24 protein-coding genes are annotated in these 23,557 nt (G+C 60.5%); 10 read left to right on the top strand and 14 right to left on the bottom strand.

Translation table 11 applies throughout. From position 1 onward, the window contains the following. Positions 1 to 39 precede the first annotated feature (39 nt). The 5 genes from sciP (at position 40) to ACXAF5_RS09625 (ending at position 5,926) form a co-directional block, all read left to right on the top strand. Entirely contained in the window at positions 40 to 318 is a 279-nt protein-coding gene (sciP, locus tag ACXAF5_RS09605; RefSeq protein WP_005611705.1) for a CtrA inhibitor SciP, read from the top strand. A gap of 125 nt (positions 319 to 443) precedes the next feature. Continuing rightward, on the top strand, positions 444 to 1,163 hold the full coding sequence (ctrA, locus tag ACXAF5_RS09610) for a response regulator transcription factor CtrA (protein WP_011538736.1): 720 nt from the start codon (positions 444 to 446) through the stop codon (positions 1,161 to 1,163). Between the two features lie 176 nt (positions 1,164 to 1,339). Beyond that, positions 1,340 to 3,559, top strand: coding sequence for an NAD-dependent DNA ligase LigA (gene ligA, locus ACXAF5_RS09615; protein WP_474947824.1), 2,220 nt, complete (start codon positions 1,340 to 1,342; stop codon positions 3,557 to 3,559). 7 nt (positions 3,560 to 3,566) lie between these two features. Next, on the top strand, positions 3,567 to 5,657 hold the full coding sequence (gene recG, locus ACXAF5_RS09620) for an ATP-dependent DNA helicase RecG (protein ID WP_474946425.1): 2,091 nt from the start codon (positions 3,567 to 3,569) through the stop codon (positions 5,655 to 5,657). A 146-nt stretch (positions 5,658 to 5,803) separates the two neighbouring features. Further along, positions 5,804 to 5,926: a hypothetical protein gene (locus ACXAF5_RS09625; protein ID WP_255729556.1), complete on the top strand. Its 123-nt coding sequence runs from the start codon at positions 5,804 to 5,806 to the stop codon at positions 5,924 to 5,926. Positions 5,927 to 6,173: 247 nt separating this feature from the next. On the opposite strand, the gene ACXAF5_RS09630 is transcribed toward ACXAF5_RS09625, so the two are convergent. Beyond that, positions 6,174 to 6,626, bottom strand: a complete 453-nt coding sequence (locus tag ACXAF5_RS09630) for an iron-sulfur cluster assembly scaffold protein (RefSeq protein WP_239321592.1) — start codon at positions 6,624 to 6,626, stop codon at positions 6,174 to 6,176. 59 nt (positions 6,627 to 6,685) lie between these two features. Between ACXAF5_RS09630 and hisI the strand changes: the two genes are divergently transcribed. Continuing rightward, on the top strand, positions 6,686 to 7,075 hold the full coding sequence (gene hisI, locus ACXAF5_RS09635; RefSeq protein ID WP_239321590.1) for a phosphoribosyl-AMP cyclohydrolase: 390 nt from the start codon (positions 6,686 to 6,688) through the stop codon (positions 7,073 to 7,075). A 13-nt stretch (positions 7,076 to 7,088) separates the two neighbouring features. On the opposite strand, the gene gluQRS is transcribed toward hisI, so the two are convergent. The 3 genes from gluQRS to trmFO are packed head-to-tail and all read right to left on the bottom strand — an operon-like array spanning position 7,089 to position 9,925. Further along, positions 7,089 to 7,937, bottom strand: a complete 849-nt coding sequence (gene gluQRS, locus ACXAF5_RS09640) for a tRNA glutamyl-Q(34) synthetase GluQRS (protein ID WP_474946426.1) — start codon at positions 7,935 to 7,937, stop codon at positions 7,089 to 7,091. Then, complete coding sequence (locus ACXAF5_RS09645; protein ID WP_474946427.1) at positions 7,934 to 8,548, bottom strand: class I SAM-dependent DNA methyltransferase; 615 nt, start codon at positions 8,546 to 8,548, stop codon at positions 7,934 to 7,936. The genes gluQRS and ACXAF5_RS09645 overlap by 4 nt, the downstream gene beginning before the upstream one ends. Before the next feature lie 36 nt (positions 8,549 to 8,584). Then, entirely contained in the window at positions 8,585 to 9,925 is a 1,341-nt protein-coding gene (gene trmFO / locus ACXAF5_RS09650; RefSeq protein WP_474946428.1) for a methylenetetrahydrofolate--tRNA-(uracil(54)-C(5))-methyltransferase (FADH(2)-oxidizing) TrmFO, read from the bottom strand. A 401-nt stretch (positions 9,926 to 10,326) separates the two neighbouring features. Here trmFO and ACXAF5_RS09655 point away from each other — a divergent pair, with 401 nt between their 5' ends. Continuing rightward, positions 10,327 to 10,749, top strand: a complete 423-nt coding sequence (locus ACXAF5_RS09655) for a PaaI family thioesterase (protein ID WP_474946429.1) — start codon at positions 10,327 to 10,329, stop codon at positions 10,747 to 10,749. Positions 10,750 to 10,803: 54 nt separating this feature from the next. On the opposite strand, the gene speE is transcribed toward ACXAF5_RS09655, so the two are convergent. From speE to ACXAF5_RS09670, 3 genes are all read right to left on the bottom strand, one after another. Continuing rightward, a complete protein-coding gene (gene speE / locus ACXAF5_RS09660) occupies positions 10,804 to 11,658 on the bottom strand; it encodes a polyamine aminopropyltransferase (protein ID WP_239359176.1) in 855 nt (284 codons plus the stop codon). After that, a complete protein-coding gene (gene speD, locus ACXAF5_RS09665) occupies positions 11,655 to 12,161 on the bottom strand; it encodes an adenosylmethionine decarboxylase (protein WP_474946430.1) in 507 nt (168 codons plus the stop codon). Before speD ends, speE begins: the two co-directional genes overlap by 4 nt. A 216-nt stretch (positions 12,162 to 12,377) precedes the next feature. After that, complete coding sequence (locus tag ACXAF5_RS09670) at positions 12,378 to 12,608, bottom strand: DUF1127 domain-containing protein (RefSeq protein WP_474946431.1); 231 nt, start codon at positions 12,606 to 12,608, stop codon at positions 12,378 to 12,380. Positions 12,609 to 12,700: 92 nt separating this feature from the next. On the opposite strand from ACXAF5_RS09670, the gene ACXAF5_RS09675 reads away from it, so the two are divergent. The 3 genes from ACXAF5_RS09675 (at position 12,701) to rpsI (ending at position 15,239) form a co-directional block, all read left to right on the top strand. Further along, complete coding sequence (locus ACXAF5_RS09675) at positions 12,701 to 14,116, top strand: aminotransferase-like domain-containing protein (protein ID WP_474946432.1); 1,416 nt, start codon at positions 12,701 to 12,703, stop codon at positions 14,114 to 14,116. A gap of 173 nt (positions 14,117 to 14,289) precedes the next feature. Further along, on the top strand, positions 14,290 to 14,748 hold the full coding sequence (rplM, locus tag ACXAF5_RS09680) for a 50S ribosomal protein L13 (RefSeq protein WP_239321572.1): 459 nt from the start codon (positions 14,290 to 14,292) through the stop codon (positions 14,746 to 14,748). 5 nt (positions 14,749 to 14,753) lie between these two features. Continuing rightward, positions 14,754 to 15,239 carry a 30S ribosomal protein S9 gene (rpsI, locus tag ACXAF5_RS09685; RefSeq protein ID WP_239321570.1) on the top strand — a complete coding sequence of 162 codons (486 nt, stop codon included), beginning with the start codon at positions 14,754 to 14,756 and terminating at the stop codon, positions 15,237 to 15,239. A gap of 107 nt (positions 15,240 to 15,346) precedes the next feature. Here the strand turns inward: rpsI and ACXAF5_RS09690 are convergent, their stop codons facing one another. From ACXAF5_RS09690 to ACXAF5_RS09720, 7 genes are all read right to left on the bottom strand, one after another. Beyond that, positions 15,347 to 17,503: a methyl-accepting chemotaxis protein gene (locus ACXAF5_RS09690; protein WP_474946433.1), complete on the bottom strand. Its 2,157-nt coding sequence runs from the start codon at positions 17,501 to 17,503 to the stop codon at positions 15,347 to 15,349. A gap of 207 nt (positions 17,504 to 17,710) precedes the next feature. Then, positions 17,711 to 18,328: a TetR/AcrR family transcriptional regulator gene (locus tag ACXAF5_RS09695; RefSeq protein ID WP_474946434.1), complete on the bottom strand. Its 618-nt coding sequence runs from the start codon at positions 18,326 to 18,328 to the stop codon at positions 17,711 to 17,713. Further along, complete coding sequence (gene ppk2 / locus ACXAF5_RS09700; RefSeq protein WP_474946435.1) at positions 18,321 to 19,190, bottom strand: polyphosphate kinase 2; 870 nt, start codon at positions 19,188 to 19,190, stop codon at positions 18,321 to 18,323. Before ppk2 ends, ACXAF5_RS09695 begins: the two co-directional genes overlap by 8 nt. A 60-nt stretch (positions 19,191 to 19,250) precedes the next feature. Continuing rightward, positions 19,251 to 20,216, bottom strand: a complete 966-nt coding sequence (locus ACXAF5_RS09705) for an alpha/beta fold hydrolase (RefSeq protein ID WP_474946436.1) — start codon at positions 20,214 to 20,216, stop codon at positions 19,251 to 19,253. 9 nt (positions 20,217 to 20,225) lie between these two features. After that, positions 20,226 to 21,164, bottom strand: a complete 939-nt coding sequence (metA, locus tag ACXAF5_RS09710; protein WP_239321561.1) for a homoserine O-acetyltransferase MetA — start codon at positions 21,162 to 21,164, stop codon at positions 20,226 to 20,228. A gap of 135 nt (positions 21,165 to 21,299) precedes the next feature. Continuing rightward, entirely contained in the window at positions 21,300 to 22,163 is an 864-nt protein-coding gene (locus ACXAF5_RS09715; protein WP_474946437.1) for an ATPase, read from the bottom strand. A 149-nt stretch (positions 22,164 to 22,312) separates the two neighbouring features. Next, on the bottom strand, positions 22,313 to 23,452 hold the full coding sequence (locus ACXAF5_RS09720) for an OmpP1/FadL family transporter (protein ID WP_474946438.1): 1,140 nt from the start codon (positions 23,450 to 23,452) through the stop codon (positions 22,313 to 22,315). Positions 23,453 to 23,557 lie beyond the last annotated feature (105 nt).

Below are 23,557 nucleotides of genomic sequence, written 5' to 3' on the forward strand. Positions count from 1 at the left end.
TCTACCAAGCTGATTACGCATCCTAGTAAGGGCATAGCGATGTTTTTAAAGAAAGTTGATGGCCCCCGTGCGGTCACTCTGCCGGACGGAACAGTCATGACTCGGGCGGATTTACCGCCACAAACCACAAAACGATGGGTGGCATCGCGCAAGGCCGCGGTTGTGCGCGGGGTTTTGTACGGATTGATTCCCCAGACCGAGGCGCTACGTCTGTATAATCTGAGTGAAGAAGAGTTCCGGAGCTGGGTCGCTGCGGTCGCCGATCACGGCGAAGACGCCCTCAAAACCACGCGTTTGAAGGATTATCGTAATCCCTGAGGTAAAAACCGCCGCGTTAACTTGTTCGATCCGGGAAAATTAACCAACATGGTAACGGGACATTAACCTTTTCCAAGCAAGGTTAACGCAACCTGAGGACAACAGAGTACAGGCGGAGACCCAATATGCGCATTCTTCTGGTCGAGGATGATCCCACGACAGCGAAAAGCATCGAGCTGATGCTGACTCATGCAAACCTGAACGTTTACACCACGGACCTCGGCGAAGAGGGCATCGATCTGGCAAAGCTCTATGACTATGACCTGATCCTGCTGGATCTGGGTCTGCCGGATATGAACGGTCACGAGGTTCTGCGTCAGCTGCGTTTGTCGCGTATTGAGACCCCGATCCTGATCCTCTCTGGCGCCGATGACACCGAAAACAAGATCAAGGGCTTTGGCTTTGGCGCGGATGACTATCTGACCAAGCCGTTCCACCGCGAGGAACTGGTGGCGCGCATTCACGCGATCATCCGCCGCTCGAAGGGGCATTCCCAGTCGATCATCAAGACCGGCAAGATTTCGGTTAACCTGGATGCCAAGACCGTCGACGTCGAGGGCAAATCCGTGCATCTGACCGGCAAGGAATACCAGATGCTGGAGCTTCTCTCCCTGCGCAAGGGCACCACCCTGACCAAAGAGATGTTCCTGAACCACCTCTATGGCGGCATGGATGAACCGGAACTCAAGATCATCGACGTGTTCATCTGCAAACTGCGCAAGAAGCTCAGCACCGCAACGGATGGCGAGAACTACATCGAGACCGTCTGGGGCCGTGGCTACGTGCTGCGCGATCCACAAGAAGATCTCTCGGCCGGTGGTCCACGCATGGCGGTCGGCGCCTGAACGCAGGAAAATCCGGAAACCTGAAGGTTTTCAGAACTCCGTCGGGCTGAGCATCCCGGCGGGGTTTTTCGTCTCTAGGATCTGGCACTGGACCTCCTCCATATCGGGCACTATCACCAAGGCAAGACAGATACCCGAAGGGCGGAGCCAGGATGACAGAGCAGGATCCCCGGTCGATGAATGCGACCGACGCGCGTGACGAATTCGAGGCGCTTCAGGCGCAGATCGAGGCCGCGGATCTCGACTATCACCAGAAAGACGCCCCGACGTTGTCGGATGCTGAATATGACCGTCTGAAACGGCGCTATCTGGCCTTGGCCGAGGCCTTTCCCGAACTCGCCGAGGGGGCCACGCGTGTCGAGAGCGTTGGCGCGCCCGCCGCCTCCGGGTTTGGCAAGGTTGCGCATGCCGTGCGCATGATGTCGCTGGGAAATGCGTTTGAAGATCAGGATGTTGAGGATTTTGCCGCTGGCTTGCGCCGCTATCTTGGCCTGTCCACCGACGCCCCGCTTGCGTTTACGGCAGAGCCGAAGATCGACGGCCTGTCACTCTCTCTTCGCTATGAGAATGGCACGCTGGTACAGGCGGCGACGCGGGGGGACGGTGCTGTGGGTGAAAATGTCACCGAGAATGCCCGCACGATCGAAGATATTCCGCAGCAGATCACCGGCGCGCCCGACGTTCTGGAGGTGCGTGGCGAGGTCTATATGAGCCACGCGGATTTTGAGGCGCTGAACGCCCGCCACGCGGAAACCGGCGGCAAGATCTTTGCCAACCCGCGCAACGCGGCCGCCGGCTCCCTGCGCCAGCTTGATGCAGAGATCACCCGTGCCAGACCTTTGCGCTTCTTTGCTTACAGCTGGGGTGAACTGTCTGAACCTCTCGCAGAAACGCAAATTGACGCGATCGAGAGATTTAAATCCCTCGGCTTCCAGACCAACCCGTTGACCCGCTGCTGTCAGACCATTGCGGAATTGCTGACGCATTATCACAGCATCGAAGAACAGCGCGCGGATCTGGGCTATGACATTGATGGCGTGGTCTATAAGGTAAACGACCTCGCGCTGCAGGAGCGTCTCGGCTTTCGCTCCACCACACCACGCTGGGCCATTGCGCATAAATTCCCGGCCGAACTGGCCTGGACGCGCCTCGACGGTATCGACATTCAGGTTGGTCGCACCGGGGCGCTTAGCCCGGTGGCGCGATTGCAGCCGGTGACGGTGGGCGGTGTAGTCGTGTCCAACGCGACGTTGCACAACGAGGATTACATCGCTGGCCTCGACTCCAAGGGGAAGACAATCCGGGACGGCAAGGACATCCGCGTCGGCGATTGGGTGCAGATCTATCGCGCAGGCGATGTGATACCAAAAGTTGCCGATGTCGACTTAAACCGGCGTCCCGACGGCGCAGAAGTGTATGCATTCCCGACCCATTGTCCGCGCTGCAACAGCCCGGCGGTGCGTGAAGAAGGCGACGCGGTGCGGCGGTGCAGCGGCGGTTTGATCTGCCCGGCGCAGGCCGTCGAAAAGCTCAAACATTTTGTCTCCCGCGCGGCCTTTGACATCGAAGGCCTGGGGGCCAAGCAGGTCGAACAGTTCCACAGCGACGGTTGGATCAAAGAGCCTGCCGATATCTTTGAATTAAAAGAAAGATATGGCAGCGGGATGCAGCAGCTCAAGAACCGCGAAGGCTGGGGCGACAAATCTGTATCCGCCTTGTTTGCGGCTATTGATGACAAGCGGCGTATCGAGTTTGCGCGGCTGATCTTTGGCCTCGGTATTCGCCATGTGGGCGAGGTGGCCGCGAAAGATCTTGCCCTGCATTTCCGCACCTGGGTTGCGCTTTCGGAGGCCGCAGATCTGGCACGCCCGGCAGCGCTGGCGCATCGGGCCGCAGATGAGGCGGAACTGTTGGAACGGCAGACCGCTCAGGCTGAGGAGCGCCGCGCCAGGATTTCCGAAGTACGCAAAGCGGCGATTGCCGTCTGTGATGTTGCCCCTGATGCGCAGGCGGCTTGGGATGATTTGATCAGCGTCGACGGGCTTGGTCCGACTGTGGCGCTGTCGCTTTCCGATGCTTTTGCCAACCCCGAAGAACGCGCGGCCTTCGACCGTCTGATCGCGCATCTGGAGGTGATTGAACCGGACGCCCCGACAGAGGACAGCCCCGTTGCGGGCAAAACCGTGGTGTTCACCGGCACGCTGGAGAAAATGACCCGCGCCGAAGCCAAGGCCCGTGCCGAAGCCTTGGGTGCGAAGGTCTCTGGCTCGGTGTCCAAAAAGACCGATATTCTGGTGGCCGGTCCGGGGGCAGGCTCCAAGGCGACCAAAGCAGCAGAGCTTGGCGTGCATACCATGGATGAGGATCAATGGCTGGACTTGATCGGGCAGGCATGAGCGCATCATGAGCGGACGTCCGGAACAACTGTTCCCGCTTTTTGCGGAATTAGAAACTTTGCAAGGTGTCGGTCCAAAAACCGCCGAGCACTTTGCACAGTTGCAGATCACGGCACCACGGGATCTCTTGTTCGCGCTCCCCTATAGCGTTGTGGATCGGCGTCGGCGCGAGACCATTCGGGGGCTTGAGTTGCCCACCACGGCGACGGTTGAGATCACGGTCGGGCGACATCGCCCCGCGCGCAACAAGGGCGGGGCCTACCGGATCGATGTGACGGATCAGGAAACGGAGTTTCAACTGGTCTTTTTCCACGGGCGCAGCCGTTATCTGACCGCGCAATTGCCGGAAGGGTCCCGCCGTGTGGTTTCAGGCAAGCTGGAACTGTTCGACGGCATGGCGCAGATGGTCCACCCGGATCACATGCTGCCGCTGGAGGAGGCGGGCGATATTCCGGATTTCGAACCGGTGTATCACCTGACTCACGGCATCACGCAGAAAACCATGTTCAAAGCGGTGCAGAGCGCCTTGCAGAGGGTGCCTGAGCTCACCGAATGGATGGATGCATCCTATAAGGCCAAGCAGGGCTGGGCGGATTGGCACGAGGCCATCGCCACAGCCCATGCGCCGGGGCACCTGAGCGATCTGGAGCCCGAAGCCCCGGCGCGGGCCAGGCTTGCCTATGATGAGTTGTTCGCCCATCAGCTGACGCTGGCCATTGCCCGCTCGGTGGAGCGTGAACAGCCGGGGCGCAGCTCAGTCGCCACGGGAAAACTGCAAAGCAAAGTGCTCTCGGCGCTGCCGTATAAGCCCACGGGCGCACAGGGGCGCGCGATCGAAGAGATCACCGCCGATATGGCCTCCGGGCGGCGTATGAACCGTTTGCTGCAAGGCGATGTCGGGGCGGGCAAGACGCTGGTGGCCTTTATGGCGCTGCTGGTGGCCGTGGAGGCTGGCGGTCAGGGCGTGATGATGGCGCCGACAGAAATCCTTGCGCGTCAACACCTTGAGGGGCTGAAACCTCTGGCCGATGACGCCGGTGTAGTGCTGGAGATCCTGACCGGGCGTGACAAGGGCAAGGACCGGCGCGCCAAGACCGAGGCGCTGCAACGTGGCGATATTCATATCCTTGTCGGCACCCACGCGGTGTTTCAACAGGATGTTGTCTTTGACGATTTGCGGCTGGTCATTGTCGACGAACAGCACCGATTTGGTGTGCGGCAACGCATGGAGCTGGCTGAAAAGGGCAAGCGTGCCGATGTGCTGGTGATGACCGCGACGCCGATCCCGCGCTCGTTGGCGCTGACCCAATACGGCGATATGGAAGTCTCGATCCTCGACGAGAAACCACCGGGGCGCAAACCAATCAAGACCGCGATCCTCAGCACCGAACGCATGTCCGAGGTGGTGGACCATCTGCGCCGCGCTATTGCTGAGGGACGGCAGTGTTACTGGGTCTGCCCGCTGGTCGAAGAGTCCGAGGTCATGGATCTGACCGCTGCCGATGAGCGGTTCAAACACCTGCGGGCGGTGCTGGGCGATGATGTGGTGGGGCTGGTGCATGGTCAGATGCCCCCCGCAGAAAAAGACGCCGCCATGGCCGCTTTTCAGGAAGGGCGCACTCGGGTTCTGGTCGCAACGACAGTGATCGAGGTGGGGGTGAATGTGCCCAATGCCTCCATCATGGTGATCGAGCGCGCCGAGATCTTTGGCCTTGCGCAATTGCACCAGCTGCGCGGGCGTGTCGGGCGTGGAACGGCCCAATCCACCTGTCTGTTGATGTATCAGCCACCGCTCACCGAGGGCGGGCGCAGGCGACTTGAGGTGCTGCGCGAAAGCGAAGATGGATTTGTCATCGCTGAAACCGACCTACAGATGCGCGGTGCGGGGGATGTGATCGGCACCGCCCAATCCGGCCTGCCGCGTTTCCGGATCGCGGATCTGGAACGGCAGGCGGATCTGATGGCGATCGCCCAGAGTGATGCACGTGCCCTGATGACCTCTGACCCGGATTTGTCCAGTGACCGGGGGCGCGCGGCGCGCACGCTGTTGTGGCTATTGCGTCAGGATGAGGCTATCCGCCTGATTTCAGTGGGATAATACGCTCCTCCGGGAACGTGTTCTCATCTTTGTTCTACTTTGTTCGCAAATGTTCCCAAAAAGTTCTTTACACGACTCGCGTGAAATGAGAACAAAAGGACAACAAGGCGTCGCGTACGCAGGACAGAGATCGAGGAGGTTTTCAGATGGTCACGCAATTCAAATCCGCACTGCGCAATTCACAGTCCACCCTGTTGCAGGATGCTCTGGGCGCGGCGTCTCTGGTTGTCATGCTGATCGTCGGACTGCATCTGCCGGGCCTGATCTAAACGACGTCTTCACGCCTTTTGTAACCCGTTCACAGTTTCCTTTGTGCTGTCATGCCGGGGACACCAGCCTCAAGTCCCGTAAGGATCGATTGCCTGTTCGATCCGCACCAGAGTTTTCCCTCCGGTGTTTGGTGTCTCCCGGGTCCCGCATGACAGTGCTTTGACTTACCGCCGCCATCTGCCCGGATGTGCGGCGGTTTTTTCTTGGTTACTGCTGTTTAGGAGAGAATGGTACCGCGGCAGCAGGTCAGGCGCAGTCGGCCTTTTGTGCGGTCTGCATTGCCTCCAGCGTGGCCTCCAGCGCCAGCATGATCGAGGCGTGCCGGTTCTTGAATTCCCGTGCCGGCGTCAGCACTTCGAGACCGTCAAATGGGGCATCCGGGGCAGGGCCGCCTTCGGTCAGCATCGCCTTCAGCTGATCGCGCGCTGTTTCAACCTCACCCGTGCTGCGCCCGATGATCGCTGCGCCCACGACCGCGGCTGAGGCCTGGCCGAGCGCGCAGGCTTTCACGTCCTGCGCAAATCGCGCGACCTTGCCATCCTCCAGCGCCACATCCACCGTTACAGTTGACCCGCACAGTGGCGAGCGCCGCTTGACCGTCGCATCCGGCGCGTCCAGCGACCCCTGATGCGGAATATCCGCCGCCAGCGCGAGGATCTTGGTGGAGTAAAGCTTGATCAGATCGGTTTCGCCGGACATGTAGATTTCCTGGGTTTCCCTAAGGCCGTGTTCCCCATACATAGGGGCGCGCCCCCGAGATGCAAAAGGTTTTTGACATGCAAGATCCGGTGAAATTTTCGCCTGAAACGTTGACTTACAATGAGGCGGGGCTGGTGCCCTGTATCGCGCAAGACGTGGAAAGCGGCGAAATCCTGATGATGGCCTGGATGAATGCGGAAAGCGTTGCCAAGACACTCGAGACCGGGCGCGTGACCTATTGGTCGCGCTCGCGCCAGTCGTTCTGGATCAAGGGCGAAAGCTCCGGCCACGTTCAGGAGCTGGTGGAGCTGCGCGTCGACTGTGATCGGGATGCGTTGCTGGCGCTGGTGCGGCAGACCGGCCCCGCGTGCCACACCAACCGGCGCAGCTGCTTCTACACCGCTGTGCGCGATGGCGAAGAAGTTGAGATCATGACGCCAATGTCCTGATTTATCGGGGAATCTAGCCCAATCCGACAAGCGCTCTGATGTCTTGCGGACTGGCGCCGTCGGCACGATATTTCGCAATCGCGCGGGCGTCATCCCGCTTGGCGAGGCGCTTGCCCTGCGGATCGCGGATCAATCTGTGATGGTGATAGCGCGGCACGGGTAGATCCAGGAGGGCTTGCAGAACCACATGGATTTGCGTGCTCTCAAACAGATCTGCCCCACGCACTACATCGGTGATCCCCTGATCTGCATCATCCACCACCACGGACAGGTGATAGGAGCTGCCCATATTGCGGCGCACGAGAATGATGTCGCCCACCGCCTGAATCAGGTGGTCCCGTTCGAGTGAAATACATCCGCCAAGATTCTGGGATGTCTCAACAAAAGCCAGTTGAGGGAGCTGCTCCAGCGCGGCCGCCATATTGAGGCGGATCACATCATTCGGACCGGCCTCCGCCATGCTGCGCTGGCGACAGGTTCCGGGATAGATCCGCCCATCGGGACCGAACTGCGGCACGCCTTCCTGCGGGGCGCCGGCTGCCGCTTCGATATCAGAGCGGTTGCACCGGCACGGATAGGTCAGGCCACGCGCATTGAGCCGTTCCAACGCCCCCCGGTATCGAGGCAGGCGATCTGATTGGCGCATAACGGGTGTGGGCCACGTCAGGCCCAGCCACGTCAGATCCTCATAGATCTGCTCCTCCCAAGAGGCGCGGGCGCGGGACTGGTCGATATCCTCAATGCGTAGCAGGAACTGGCCGTTCCGCTGTTTGGCCATGTCGGATGCGAGCAGCGCGGAATAGGCATGTCCGAGATGCAGTGGCCCCGTCGGCGACGGAGCAAAACGAGTGGTGAAGGTCACACTTTTTCAATCACATAGACGTCAGCGTTCAAGTTGAGGCCCGGTAGGTGCGGGCCATGTTCCTTGAATAGCAACCGGGCCGCCCCGCAATCAAGCCATTCATTCATCGCACCGATGTAGCTGGGATCGGCAAGCGCATGATCGTTCAGAGAAAATGCCAGTAGATCGCCGCGGTTCAGCCCATGCATCAAATGCCCAAAAACGGAGGCCGGCGCCGCCCCGGTACCAAGCACGCCACAGGCGACAACCGCTTTGTAAGCGCCTGAGTTGAACGGCGTGCTGCTGTCGGGATCGATCTGCGTCAGGTTCCTGTGGGCACCCTTGCTGCGGGCGACGTTCAGCATTTCCTGCGAGGGATCAACGCCATCTATGGTCTCATATCCAACCCGGCGCAGCGCAATCCCGGAGAGCCCGGTCCCGCAGCCAAAGTCCAGCAACGGTGCCGAAGCATCAGGCAGCACGGACCAGAGCGCATCCGCGATCCGGCCGGGAGTCGCATAGTTATTTTCAGCGATTTCCGCATCATAGCTGGCTGCCCAGCGATTGTAATGGTCGACAGTCTCTTCAACTGTGTTGAGACCGTAGACCTTTTCGAGGAACTTTTCAGTCATGATCCCAGTCTAGAGCCGGGATCATACGCGCGTCCATCAAAAGTTTTGCAGCCAGTCCTGCCACGCCGCCTTGGCGCGGTCGGTATAGGCCTTGTAGCGGTCCTTGCGCCCGCGACGCCCGCCTTTCAGCCCGTCAACCGGACGGAACAGGCCGAAGTTCACATTCATAGGCTGAAAGGTCTTGGCCTCGGCACCGCCGGTGATGTGGTGGATCAAGGCCCCCATGGCGCTGTCCTGCGGCACGTGCGGCAGCTCTTTGCCGAGGATCTCTGCCGCAGCAAGACGCCCGGCGAGCAGCCCCATCGCAGCACTTTCGACATAGCCCTCGACGCCCGTGACCTGACCGGCAAAGCGGATGTTGGGCTTTGACTTCAGCCGCATCTCATGATCCAGCAATGTGGGCGAGTTCAGGAATGTGTTGCGGTGGATACCGCCAAGGCGCGCAAAACTTGCGTTCTCCAGCCCCGGAATCATACGGAAAACATCAGCTTGGGCGCCGTATTTCATCTTGGTCTGAAAGCCGACGATATTGAACAGCGTACCCAACGCATTGTCGCGACGCAGCTGTACCACGGCCCAGGCTTTCTCGTCCGGTTTATGCGGATTGGTCAGGCCCACGGGTTTCATCGGGCCATGGCGCAGGGTCTCGCGACCGCGCTCTGCCATTACTTCGATCGGCAGGCAGCCGTCGAAATAGCCAGCGGTTTCGCCTTCGTGGAACTCGGTCTTATCGGCGGCCAGAAGCGCGTCGATGAAGGCCTCATACTGATCCTTGGTCATCGGGCAGTTGAGGTAGGCGGTGCGCTCTTCCTCGGTTTCGCCCTTGTCGTACCGCGACTGCATCCAGGCCTGCGACATGTCGATGCTGTCGGCGTAGACAATTGGCGCAATGGCATCGAAAAACGCAAGCCGCTCTGCGCCGGTTTCACGCTGGATTGCCTCACCCAAGGCGGGCGAGGTCAGCGGGCCGGTGGCAAAGATCCACTGTCCGTCCGCGGGCAGGTCGGTGACTTCCTCGTAAGAGATCTGCACATTGGGCAGGGCCTTGAGCTTGGCCGTCACGGTTTCCGCAAACGGATCGCGGTCGACCGCCAGGGCGCCACCGGCGGGCAGGCGGTGCTCGTCCGCCGTGGTCATGATCAGACCATTGGCCGCGCGCATTTCCCAATGCAAAAGGCCCACGGCGTTCTGTTCGTCATCATCCGAGCGGAAGGAGTTGGAGCAGACCATTTCGCCCAAGTTGCCGGTCTGGTGGGCAAAGGTTTCAACCTTGGGCCGCATCTCGTGGATCACCACGTTGACGCCCATGTGGGCCGCCTGCCAGGCGGCCTCGGATCCGGCCATTCCGCCGCCGACGATATGAAGCTCTTGTGTCATGACAGGGCACATAGGGCAGGTGGCCTGCGGGCGCAATATCGCCTGGTGGTCATCGGTGCGGGGAGGCGGAAATAATTAGGGCCGCAGCTTCGTGGACGTCAAACCCGGGTGAGAGATCCGGTAGGAGGGACGATCCGAAGCAGCGGCCCGAATTGCGGCAAGCCAGTTGGCCTGCCCAACTCTTGCCACGATCTTGCCTTCTTTAGAAGCCTCAATATGGAAACAATAACGCGCCATTCGTAAACAAAGGCTAAATTGTCCGAAAATTTTAGGAAAAATCATCAGAAGTTCTGAACCCGTGAAGGGCAGGACCTGAAATGCCGTGGCGTTTTATGCAAAATTTCTTGAGGCGGCCCTTGCTGCATGCACACTGACGCGCAGACAGAAGTGGAGACGCCGGGATGGACTTGGTTTTTACAAAAGAGGGGCTGAGCGCCTATCTGGAGGATGTTTTTCCGCAGATCCGGGGTGAGTTCAGCATTGATGAGCTGAGCCCCGGTGCGATCACCATGCGCCTGAACGTCCAGGATCGGCACCTGCGTCCCGGTGGCACCGTGTCGGGGCCTTCGATGTTCGCGCTCGCCGATGTGTCGGTCTATGCGCTGGTGCTGGCGCATCTGGGGCGCGAGGCGCTTGCGGTCACGACCAATGCCTCGCTTGATTTCATGCGCAAACCTGAAAGCGGCTGCGATCTGCTGGGGCAGGCGCGGCTGCTGAAGCTGGGCCGCAGCCTGGCCGTGGGAGATGTGCTGCTGTTCTCCGACGGAAAACCCGAGCCGGTTGCGCGCTCCACCATGACATACTCGATCCCGCCGAAACGATAAGAGCGCCCGCGGATCGCTCCGCGGACGCTCTTTAAATGTGTTGTTCAACCTGTTTCAGGGGAACAGTTTTTTAACATATCCCGGCAGGGCAAACGCCGCCTTGTGCACCTCGGGCGTGTAGTAGTCGGGGGTGAGGTTCGCGGCGGCAAAGCGCGCCTCGAGCGTTGCCAGATCCACATCGCGCGCCTTGGTCGAGTGGCTGCCCCAACCAAGCGCCATCGGGCCGCCGACATAGGTCGGAATGGTGGCGAGATAGCAGGTCGCGTCCTGAAACAGCGCCTGAAAGGCCCGCATGGTATTGGTCAACTCGTCCCCTTGCATAAAGGGCACGCCATTCTGGGTGACTATGATGCCGTCCTCGGTCAGGGCGCGGGCGGCATGGCCGTAGAATGTATCGGTAAACAGAACCTCACCGGGGCCGATCGGGTCGGTGGAATCGACAATGATGACGTCGAACTTGTCATCGGTTTCCTTCATGAAGACCGCGCCATCGTTGATCACCAGATTGAGCCGCGCATCGTCAAAGGCGCCCTGGCTCAGCGTCGGCAGGTATTCCTTGGAAAAGTCGACAACGCCGGCGTCGATTTCCACCATGGTGACATGCTCGACCGAGGCGTGTTTCAGCACCTCGCGGGCAATGCCGCCATCGCCGCCGCCGATGATCAGCACGCGTTTTGCGGCCCCATGCGCCAGGATCGGCACATGGGTCAGCATCTCATGATAGATGAAGTTGTCGCCTTCGGTGGTCTGAACCACGTCATCGAGCGTCAGAACACGCCCGAAGGTGCCGTTCTGAAAGACCTTGAGCCGCTGGTGCTCGGTCTTGCTGTCGTAATACATTTCGCTCACCCGCAGGGATTGGGCGAAATGATCGTGCAGGCGTTCGGTGTTCCAGACCTCATCCGTCATGCGGCGACCTCCTTTGCGACGATTTCCTCGCCGCGCAACAGTTCACGCACCTCGACCACATCGGTCTCAAAGGCGGATTTCAGCACATCGACGGCCTTCCATGGCTCTGCATCGCCACACATAAAGACGTCAAATGCGCCATAGCCAATTTCCGGCCAAGTGTGCACGGAGATATGGCTCTCGGCCAGCACGGCCACACCGGAGACGCCCTGCGGCGAGAATTTATGGGTGTGGATGTGCAGCAGGGTTGCGCCGCAAACCTCGACCATCTTGCGAAAGGCGTCTTCGATCCGGGTCTGACAGTCCAGACCGGTGCCTTTCATCACTTCGATGATCAGGTGGGTGCCGGCAAACACCTTGCCGTCGCGACGGATGAAGTGATCCTCTCGGTCGGCGTCAACCAAAGAGTTCACAATAGCGGTGGATACACCGCGGGCGGTATCTTCCTCATGGGCGCCTGTCTCCAGACCGATCCCCAGTTGGAAGAGGTTGGCGTCGGACATGACACTCCCCTTCGTTCCAGTAGATGACAATCCAGACGGTCCTTAGCGCCCCCCCGAATAAGAGTTCAGGGTTGGGATCGGTACCGAAAGTGAGGCGCAGATAGGAAAGCGCGGGGATTCGATCAAGGTAAAAATGTAGGGAAGCGGGATCGCGCTTGGCCAAAAAAAGGGCCGGAGACGAGCTCCGGCCTGCCAGTTGGTTCTGTGCCCCGGGGATCAGGGTCTCCAGAACGGAAGAGTTCCTTCGCGCATGGCGTCCTCTCGTTGGAGGCCGATATCGCGCAGCTGATGCGCCTCGAGGCGTTGCAGCTGGCGGCGGGTGCGCTTTCGGACGGACCATTTGGTGACCAGAACCGCAAATCCGATCGCCGCTTCTGCAACCATCGGCAGCGCCGGGCGGCTGGTCAGATAGGCAAGGTGTGTCGGGTGTTCTGTCACATTTGTCATGGTACGTCTCACATTTTGTATTGATGCAATTTGAATGTGCTGGCATATGATGAGTACAAAATGTGATACGGATTGTCTAAACGGAGATTGTGATGGGTACAATTTGGCCCTCCACCTTGACCGGATCGCTGGCCGAGAAACCCGGCCCGAAATACAAGCGCGTCGCAGATACGATACGATTGGCGGTCGAGAGTGGTACATTGCAGGTGGGCGCAAAATTACCACCTGTACGGGAGCTTGCCTATCAGCTCAGCATCACGCCCGGCACCGTAGCGCGCGCGTATACCATCCTCACCGACGAGGGGGTTTTGCAGGCCGAAGTCGGCCGCGGCACCTTTGTGGCCGAGCGTGAAACCGCCGTGATGGATGATGTCTGGTCGCGTCAGTTGCATCTGCTGGAGCAGAGCAATCCCAACCACGTCAGCCTGTTCAGCCCGCGTCTGGTGGATGTCGGCCAGGTCAAGCTCATCCGAGAAGCACTAAGAAAATCAGCGGATTGTGACCGGCTTTCGCTGTTGAACTATCCGACGCGTGACGCCTATCAACCCGTGCGGCAGGCGGTGGTCGACTGGCTGTCGGACACGCCGCTTGGCCCGTTGGGCGAGCGAGACATCGTGCTGACCCACGGCGGGCAGAACGCCGTGATGACCGTGTTGCAGGCCATCCTGAAAGACAACAATCCGACCATTCTGGTGGAGGATCTGTCCTACGCCGGGTTCCGGCGCGCGGCCGAAGTCCTGCGCGCAAAGGTTGTCGGTGTCGCCATTGATGAGCACGGCATTGTGCCCGAAGCACTGGAGCTTGCGATCAAGAAATCGGGGGGCTCTGTGCTTTGTACCAGTCCGGAGGTGCACAATCCCACCGGGACGTTCACGCCGCTGGAACGCCGCAAGGAGATTATCGCTGTGCTGCGCCGGCATGGGGTACAAATTATCGAGGATGACTGTTACCGCATGGGCGAAGCGCGGGCGCCCACCTATCGGGCCCTGGCGCCGGACCTCAGCTGGCATGTCACGTCGATTTCCAAATCCCTGACCCCGGCCTTGCGGGTCGGCTTTGCGATCGCGCCGGTCGGGAAATCCTCCGAACTGCGGCGGGTGGCGGAATACGGGTATTTTGGTCTCGCCCAGCCCCTGGCCGAGGTCACGCGTATCCTGCTGTCCGATCCGCGCAGCAAGAAGCTGGTGCAAGCGGTACGCGAGGAAATGGCAGATTACGTGCGGGTCGCCGTCAATGCGCTTGGTGCGTTTGAGCTGACCTGGGACGCGCAGGTGCCCTTCCTGTGGTTGCGCCTGCCATCCGGCTGGCGGGCCGGGGCCTTTACCCGTGCGGCCGAGGGGCAGGGGGTGCAACTGCGGTCCGCGGATGAGTTCGCCCTGCGCGACGGGCGCGCCCCAAATGCGGTGCGCATCGCCATCAACGGGCATGTTACGCTGGCGCGGTTCGAGGATGCGATGCTGCGGCTGCGCATGCTTTTGGACAATCCGCCGGAGCAAATCAGCGTTTGAACCCGCTAGGGCGTGGGGTATTTTGATACCTATTTTTTAACACACTGAAATCAAATGGTTTTATGTGATTTGCCTGTGTTGACTGTTGTGTGACAGCGCCGTAAACCCCGTCCATCGAATTCAGATGGAGTCGCTTGCGGCGCTATCGTCACGACAAACAGGATTGACCTGACATGAAAACCTTCTCTGCTACTCCGGCAGACATCGACAAGAAGTGGATCATCATCGACGCCGAGGGCGTGGTGCTGGGCCGTCTTGCGTCGATCGTTGCCACCCGCCTGCGCGGCAAGCATAAACCGTCGTTCACCCCTCACATGGACATGGGTGACAACGTCATCGTCATCAACGCGGACAAGATCCAGATGACCGGCAAGAAGCGCGACGAGCACTTCTACTGGCACACTGGCCACCCGGGCGGCATCAAGTCCCGCACCAAACAGCAGATCCTCGACGGTGCACACCCCGAGCGCGTGGTCATGCAGGCCGTGAAGCGCATGCTGCCGGGCAACCGCCTGTCCCGTCAGCAGATGACCAACCTGCGCATCTATGCCGGTGCCGAGCACCCGCATGAAGCCCAGAGCCCCGAAGTTCTGGATGTCAAATCCATGAACAAGAAAAACACCCGGAGCTAATGACGATGGCTGATCAGATCAACACTCTCGAAGAGCTGGGCGCTGTCGCAGGCGTCGAAACCGCAGCCGAAGAGCTGGCCCCGCGCGAGCCCGTTCGTGACGAGCTGGGTCGCTCCTACGCCACCGGCAAGCGGAAAGACGCGATTGCCCGTGTCTGGATCAAGCCGGGTTCCGGCAAGGTCGAAGTGAACGGCAAAGAGCTGAACAAATACTTCGCCCGTCCGGTGCTGCAGATGATTCTGCGTCAACCCTTCACCGTTGCCGGTGTGGAAGACCAGTTCGACGTCTACGCAACCGTCAAGGGCGGTGGCCTCTCCGGTCAGGCCGGCGCGGTCAAGCACGGCATCTCCAAAGCGCTGCAGCTTTATGATCCCTCGCTGCGTGGCGCCCTGAAAGCCGCAGGCTTCCTGACCCGCGACAGCCGCGTTGTGGAACGTAAGAAGTTCGGCCGCCGCAAGGCCCGTCGTTCCTTCCAGTTCTCCAAGCGTTAATCCGCTGGATCTTACGATTATTGCAAAAGGCCACCTTCGGGTGGCCTTTTTCTTTGTCGGTCCAGGCAGTGTGCCGGTGAGGACCGCTTTGATCCGTGGCTAGCGGGTCAGCTGGCGTGAGGGAGCGCCGTGTGCTGTGTCTCTGATAGCAGGTCGGTGGCTGGCGGGCGTTGCTCGATCTGGGTGTTTTCCGCGCGGATCCTGAACCGCTGCACGATTGTATCGAGTTGCCGCGCATTGCTATTCAGCAACGTGCTGGCGGCGGTGGTTTCCTCCACCATGGCTGCGTTCTGCTGGGTGACCTGATCGAGCTGAACCACGCCGGTGTTGATTTCTTCCAGACCCGTCGATTGCTCCAGCGCCCCTTCGGCGATATCGCTGACAAGGCCGGAGATATGCGTGACCTGCTTGACGATGCTCTCCAGCGCGGTGCCTGCATCTCTGACCAGCCCGGCCCCGCGTTCCACCTGATGAGAACTGTCTCCGATTAGCGTCTTGATCTCCATCGCGGCGCTGGACGACCGTTGCGCAAGGGCGCGCACCTCGGAGGCGACGACGGCAAACCCGCGGCCGGCCTCGCCAGCGCGTGCGGCCTCCACACCGGCGTTCAGGGCCAGAAGGTTGGTCTGGAACGCGATGTCGTCAATCACGCCGATGATCTGTGCGATCTGATCGGAACCTTTCTCGATTTCGGCCATGGCGTCCACGGCGTCCCGCACCACGGTTCCGCTGCGGGTGGCTTCGATTTTGGCATTCTCGGTGGTATGTTCAACCGAACGGGCGCCGTCTGCGGCGGATTTGACGCTGGCGGTCAGTTCCTCCAGGGCAGCTGCGGTTTCCTCCAGCGTGGCCGCCTGGCTTTCGGTGCGATGGGACAGGTCGCCCGCGGCCTGGTCGATTTCCGCAGCCCCCGTGCTCAGGCTGTGGGCGGCTTCGATCACCTGTTCCATGGCATCGCGCAAACGGCTGATGGTCTGATTGAACCCGACACGCAGATCTTCGTAGTCCTGCGGGAAGGCGGCATCGACACTCACGGTCAGATCGCCGTCAGAGAGGCGGGACAGGCCGCCCCGCAGCTCAGCGACAACAAAATCCTGTTCGGATTTGCGCTTGTCTTGCTCGGCCGCCAGCGCCTCGGCATCGCGGCGCATTTGCAGGGTTTCCTGCTTGAACCTGTAGATGACACGCGCCATCCGGCTCAGCTCATCCTTGCCATCGATGCCCTCGACATGAATGTCGAATTTACCGTTGGCAAAGCCGTCCACCGCAGCGGTGAGCCCGTGAATACGCTTGATCATGCGTTCGAACACAAGCACCGCAAACCCCAGGGCACCGGTGACGGCGAGCGCGCACAGGATCGCGTAGGTCCGGAAAGCGCTGTCGGAACGGCTCTCGATTTCGGTGGAAATTTGTTTGATTTCAGCGGTTAGGCGCTCTTCCTGCATGCGGAGTGCATTGATCCAGTCGGTCGAAAGGGCAAACCAGTCCGGCGCGGTCAGGGCGCCATAGTCACCGCTTTCGAAACCGCCAAGAATGGTCTGCCGCGCCTGTGCGATCCGGGCGTATTCCTCAGTCGCCATCAGCTCTGCCAGCCAGACGTCGAGATCGACCATCGCGTCAACCTCATGGAGATGTGCCTGCTGCGCGCCGCCCAGAGAGACGAAGCGGTCATGCAAAGCCAGCGAGAACCCGCCGCCCAGGCCCGTGGCCCCCATGGCACGCTCCAGCCCGGCGGCCTCCTTGGCGGCACCGAGCAAGGTTCGCGCCTGAACGAGGGACTGAACCCGGTGTGACGGGGTTTCGAGTTGAACGGGGCGGGCCAGATCCAGGTACATCCCGATGGTTGTCGTGTAATATTTCGCCATCTCGGGCACGGTCAGCGCGAGCGCGTCCACCTGTCCACGCATGGCGGCAAGGTCCTCCATCCGCGCGCGCAGTGCTTGGTTCAGATCCGGTTTTTTCACGGTCAGGAACTGAACCCGGTCGGAGACAACCGTCAGAGCCTCGTTGGTCAACTGCCGCTGCGCGGCCAGCTCTTGCGGGAAGTTCTGCCCTTTCGAGGCAATGAAACCGGCGGAATAGCCCCGTTCCTTTTGCAACTCGTGCACAAGCGTGTTGACGAGTGTCTCCTCTTGCGTTTCCAGGCGGGTTGCGGCGGCGTCCGCGCGGTCCTCCCAGTGCCTCTGAAGCTCGAGGACGGCAAAGAAACCGCCCATGGCAAACAGGGGCATGATAACCAAAAACATAATCAATCGAAGAGGCATACCAAGCTCCTAACACCTACCTTGCACAGGGCAGACCCTAGGAACGGGGCTTTAAGGCGTTCTGAAACAAGAGTAAGCCCATCGTCAAAAGCGCGCAGGCGGCCGCGGACTGCCTGAAAAACGGGCGCAATCCCGTCTTATGCGTGGGGCAGGACCAAGGGAGGGCGCCTCAGACGTGATGCATCATGGGTGTTTGGGGGGAGAGCGCTACAGGTCCGGGTCGATCAGGCCCAGACCCCGCAGGTAAATGCCGATCCCGGTTTCCAGCAGGTCCTCGGGCGCATAGGGGGAGGCGGTTCCGGGCGCGTTGCGGGCAAAGAGTTCGACGACGCCATGGCTCATCGCCATGATATGGGCGGAGAACATCGAGGCCGGAGGACGTTTTTCCGCCGGGATGTGCTGGCTCAACTCTGCGGCGGCTTGTTCCAGCACACCACGCGCCCGTTTGGCGGCATCGGCCAATTCCGGCGTGCGATTTGCAGAAATGCCGCTTTCGAACATCGCAATATAGTGGCCGGGATGCTTGCGTGCAAAGGCCAGATAGGCGCGCCCGGTGGCCTCGAAGGCGGCGAGGGCAGAGGGCTGATACTTGTCATAGGCGTGCTGCATCAGGTCGGCAAACATCACAAATCCCTGCCGCGCGGCCTCGGCGATCAGGTCCTCGCGCCCCTCGAAGTGGCGATAGACCGCAGCCGGGGTGACGCCGGCCTGCTTTGCCGCCTCCGAGAGGGTGAACCCGGTGGGGCCCTTTACCTCGATCAGGCGCAGGGCGGCCTCCACCAGCGCCTGACGCAGGTTGCCGTGATGATAGCCGCGTTTAGGCATCCCAGATGTCCGGCCCTGCACAGATGCTGGTGTCAGCGACGCCGATGGCCTCGACGTCCTTGTTGTCGTAGTCCGTGTTCAACAGGACATGGCGGATCGCTTCCAGTCGCGCCCGCTTCTTGTCGTCAGAGCGCACCACGGTCCAGGGCGCATGCGGGCTTTGGCCGCGATAGAGGGTTTCGCGGATCGCCCTGGAGTAGGTGTCCCAGCGTTTCAGCCCCTCGACATCGATCCAGCTCAGTTTCCACTGCTTGAGCGGATCACGTTCCCGGGCCAGAAAGCGCCGCAGCTGCTCCGCGCGCCCGACGTTGAGCCAGAACTTGAACAGGTGAATGCCCTCATCCACCAGCATCTTTTCAAAATCAATGACTTGCGAGAAGAAGTGTTCGCGTTCCGCGTCGGTGCAGAAATCGAACACCTTTTCCACCACGCCGCGGTTGTACCAGCTGCGGTCGAAGAAAACGATCTCGCCGCCGGCCGGAAGCTGGGTGATATAGCGCTGGAAATACCATTGCGTCGCCTCCGTTTCCGTCGGCTTGTTGAGCGCGACAACACGCGCCCCCCGCGGATTGAGGTTCTCGCGAAAGCGCTTGATCGTCCCGCCTTTGCCAGCCGCATCCCGGCCCTCAAAGACGATGGCGATGCGTTGTCCGGAGGCCTTCACCCAGGCTTGCAGTTTCGCCAGTTCGATCTGCAACGCCTCGTACTGGTCCTTGTAGTCCTGTTTCGCGATCTCTTCACGGTAGGGGTAGGTCGGGTTCAGGATATCGTCCTTATGCGCGGTCTTGATCGCCTTGCGGATCTCCTTGGGCGCTTCGTCCTCAAAGAACGTGCTGATCGCCCCGTCAAACGGCAATGTCATGTCGTGTCCGTCCTTTCTGCGCCAGGATACATGCAGCGGTACTGTCCAATGTTAACGGGCTTAACGCAAGCCAGCCCGCTGCGCCGCCCGATGCACCGCATCCACCACCGCCTGGGTATGGGTTTGATGCGGCATATGTCCGACCCCGTCGAGCGGCGTCAGGCGCGCAGTTGAAGTATCGGCCACAAGCCGCTCTGCGTGAATGGAAATACCCACTGTGGTATCTGCGGTGCCATGCACGATTTCGATCGGCATGGTCAGGTCCGGATACTGCGGCGCCATGGCCTCGACCTCGGACAGGAGGTTGGCCCGCTGGCGCGCATTGGCCCGCAACGAGGACCGCCGCAGGCTCATCTCCAGCCCGAAATGCTCGGCGAACCCCTCCGGCACCTCCTGCGGGGCAAAGACCTCGGCAAGCGAATTGCGGACATAGCTTTGGGGCACCAACGCGGTCAGCAAGGGCACCACCAGCTGGCCGCCAAGACGCGAAGAGGTGAGCTGATAGAACGCCGGAAGCGGCGCCTCCCAGGGGTGGGAGACACCGGACACATTGACCACCGCCGCCGTGTGTTCGGGAAACTGCGTGGCCCAGGCGAGGGCGACGGCGCCACCATAGCTTTGTCCCAGAACGATCGGGCGGCTGACGCCAAGCTGCGCGCTGGCGGCCTGCAGGATCTCCGCCTGGGTCTGGATGCTGGTGCCGGTCGGGCTGACCGGATCGGAATAGCCAAGGCCGGGGCGATCAAAGATCAGGATATGATAGGCATCCTCCAGCGCTGGTGACAGGCGGAATGTCATGTCCCGGGAGCTGCCGTTGGAGCCGTGGATCAGCACCAGATCCGGAGCACTCCCCCTGGTCTGGCCCCGTTCCACCACATGCACCCGATGCCCCTGCACATCGATGAACTGTCCCTGTGGCGGATAGGCGGCCATCGCCCGCGCCTCCCGCGTGGTGATGCGGGAGGACAGCGAGGCACAGCCCGCCGCAAGCGCAAGCGCCAGAACCAGTAGGGTAAGTGCCCCCATGCGCACCACTCAGGCCCGCAGATCCGTGGATTCCAGCCCGATCTTCTGCACGTCGAAGGGCGTGGTTTCGTAAATCTCCGAAATCCAGTTGCGATAGAGCAGATGCGCGTGGCTGCGCCAGCGGTTCAGCGGTGTCTTGGAGGGATCATCGTCGGGATAGTAGTTCAGCGGCACGTTGATTTCCGTGCCGGAGGCCACATCGCGATCATATTCCTGCTTCAGCGTGTCGCTGTCATATTCAAAGTGGTTGAAGATATAGAGCGCGCGATGGCCTGGGTCTTCGACCAGACAGGGGCCGACATCCGGGCTGCCGAGCAAGGTGCGCAACCCCGGTGCCGCGTCGATTTCGGATTGGTGCATCTCCGTCCAGCGGGAGACGGGGATCACGAAATCATCCGAAAACCCAAGAAGATAGGGCGAGGTCGGCCGCAGGTTCTGATGCCGGAAACAGCCAAAGGCCTTTTTCTCCAGCATATGTTTGCGCACGCCGTGAAAGTAGTTGATCATCGCCATGCCGCCCCAGCAGACGCCAAATGTGGAATGCACATTGGTCTGGGTCCATTCAAAGACCTCGCAGAGTTCCTGCCAGTAGGTGACGTCTTCAAAGTCAAGATGCTCGATCGGCGCGCCGGTGATGATCAGCCCGTCGAATTTCTGATCCTTGACCTCCTGGAAGGGACGATAGAATTCCTCCATATGCGCCGCCGCGGTGTTCTTGGTCTGATGCTCGGTCATCCGGATCAGCGAGAACTCGATCTGCAACGGTGTTGCCCCGATCAGCCGGGCAAACTGGTTTTCCGTCTGGATCTTCTTCGGCATCAGGTTCAACAGGCCGATCTTGATCGGGCGGATATCCTGACGGGCGGCCTGATCCGGCGACATGACCATGACGCCTTCGTTCGACAGAACGGAGTAGGCGGGCAGGTCAGCGGGAATCTTGATAGGCATGTCAGGTCCTTTTTGGGAATGTGCCGTGGTCTCGGGGCGGGATCTTGAACGATGGAATCTTAGCGAAGGGTTTCAGATGGCGATAGCGGGCGGGGTGGTTCGGGCCCGACGGGCCGGCTCCGGTAGATAGGACTGTTACGAACGGGCCTCAAGGGCGGATGAGATCAACTCCTCGAAATCGGAATTTGATTGCACCTGTGCGATCTGGTCGGCGGTGACGGTGACGCCCCATTGCGCGGCCATCGCCTCGTATCGCGGCTGCCGGTGCGCCAGCGCCTGGGCATAGGTCCAGCGCAGAAAGGCATGCGGATCGACCTCGCTGTCGGAAATCTTGCTCTCAGCGAGATACTCTTGCCAGACGCGGGTCAGAAATTCGGGTTGGTAGGCCATCGGCTTGGGCGCGCGGTCAAAGCGGCGGATCAACTCCTGCGTGTGGGCCTCGGTGCCTTTGATCCAGACCAGCAGGGTCCGGGCGCTCAGTTCCGTCAGCAGCGGATCATTGGGATCGTTCGCATCCACCCATTCGCAGATGGAGCCGCCGGAATCGCAGATGAAATGCGGGTAGCCGTAGATGCGTTCCGAGCGTTCGATAAAGTAGCGGGTGTCCAGCAGGGCGTCGATCTCGGCCCGGCGGAACTGGTCCTGTCGCCGGTGATATTCGGCAATCGGCAGGCCGCCCTTGGCGGGATCGCCCGGCACCCCGAGATAGGCGGTCACAGCGCTCAGGTTCTCGAAGGTGATGTTGGAGGAAATATCAATGGAATCGTTCAGCAGCAGCTGGCGCAGGAACGGCACCTTCATCGCCTCGGCCTTGGCATTGTCGGCGATATATTCGCCCATATAGCGCGTGCCGATGCGGTAATCGGCGGAATAGTGGAACCACTGCCCGGAGCCCCGCAGCACGTTGCTGATATAGGTTTTCCCAAGGCCGGACATGCCAAAGAAAAGAACCCGTTTTGAGGGCGCATCGCGCCACGCCTGAGCGGAGGAGTAAAGCATGAAACTGCTGCCTTTTTCGCGGTCTGTCCCGCCTTGCTAGACAGGCGGGCGCGGCAGGTCAATTGCGGTTGACGGCAAGGGCGCCCAGAAAGCAGATCGCCCCCGGCACAGGGCCAGGGGCGATTGCTGTGGTCACATCCGAAGACGGATCAGAAGTAGAAGCCGACTTTCAGGCCAAAGCTGAGCGCATCGCTGTCCTTGAAGCTGGCCCGGGCGGTATCCGGCGTGCCGGTTTCCGCAAACGCATCATCCAGCATGGTGTAGCGCAGACCCGCGGCGACCTTGATGTTCTCGTTCTTGTACTGAACGCCAAGGCGGATTGCCTGGGCGCCATGCGTTGGCGCCAGGGGCGACACCAGATCATCCCCATCCACATCCTCGTACATATATGCCAGCGACGCGGACCAGTTTTCGTTGATCCGGCGACCAACCCCAAGCGTGTAGGTGATGGAATCGTCAAGCGTGATAAGCTCGACCGGCACCGGCAGGGCCGCATTGACGGCCACCGGGTCAAGCCGCGTGGTGCTGTGTTCCACCCAGCGGATGCCAGCCAGAAGCAGCGTGTCCTGAGCGATCCCGGTCTGGAAGTCGATATTCAGCGACTGCGGCGTCTTGGTCTTGTGCTCGGTGACGGTGGACGCGCCGCCCAGAGCCACAGGGAAGTTCTCGGTCACTTCGAAATCATGCGTGATTTCAGAGTTGTAGGTGACAGCAAGACGCAGGGCGATGTCCGGGATCTCATACGCGCCGCCGACAACGAAGCCAAAGCCGCCCTCGTTTGCAACATTGACGTTATAGCCGGATAGCGCGCCATAGGCCGCACCGGACAAGGCCAGATCGCCTTTGATCTCCTGATAGCGCAGACCGCCGTGCAGGCTGAACTGGTCGTTCACCTTGTAGCGCAGAAGCGTGGTGATCGCGTTTGATGTCGCATCGGCAAAGGTGCCGTTCAGCAGGGCGGAGCCACCGGTCGAGGGATAGGCAACATCCACGCCCCAGGGCTGATCAAAAATCACGGCCAGCGCCAGGCGATCATTGATATCGGTCTTGAAACCGCCGCCGAACATGTTGAAGCGGTTGGCAATATTCCCGGTTGCCGATTCCGCCGGGTTGAACGTGGCAAGATCGTTGCCGTTCAGGTCCGGGGATGTGGTGGCAAAGGAGAACTCCGCATAGGTTCCCTCTTCGAAAATGATATCTACCGGTTGACCGGTGCGATCCAGCCCCGCCGCCATGGCGGTGGATGCCAGCAATGTCGTCGCAATGGATGCGGCGATATAAGTCTTCATTTCTTGTCCTCCCTCAGCTGCGTGCGAAATTTTGTTTCGCTGCGCATTCTGATCCGAGCGTAAAGACAATATGACAGTTCCGGCAATGTTGACGGGACGGCAGTT

The sequence above is a fragment of the Epibacterium sp. ABV4_022 genome, from assembly GCF_056159345.1.